Below are 333 nucleotides of genomic sequence, written 5' to 3'. Positions count from 1 at the left end.
CGTTGTACGGCTCGCCTGAGACGGAGAAAATCGGCAACTTCTGCGAAACGACCAATGTGTTAAACAGATCGATCATCGGGATGCCCGTGCGGATCATTTTGCGCGGAATAATACGCTGTGACGGATTTACGGAAGGTCCGCCTATCGGGATTTTATTGTCCGTTAATTCGGGACCGTTATCGCGCGGTTTGCCGGAACCTGTGAACACCCTGCCCATAAGGTTTTCAGAGTACGCAACCTGCATGGGGCGTCCCAAGAAGCGCACTGTATCGCCTGTGGAGATACCGCGACCGCCTGCGAAAACCTGAAGCGATACTGTACCTTCATGAAGCC

1 pseudogene is annotated in these 333 nt (G+C 53.5%); it reads right to left on the bottom strand.

Features of this window, described 5'->3' with window-relative positions:
- Positions 1-333 (bottom strand): annotated as a pseudogene (locus tag ACYVTD_RS18550) (V-type ATP synthase subunit B); the annotation flags it as partial.

The organism is Treponema sp. R6D11, assembly GCF_054786075.1.
The sequence above is the reverse complement of the archived record's forward strand: the minus strand, read 5'-3'. Positions and strand labels throughout refer to the sequence as shown.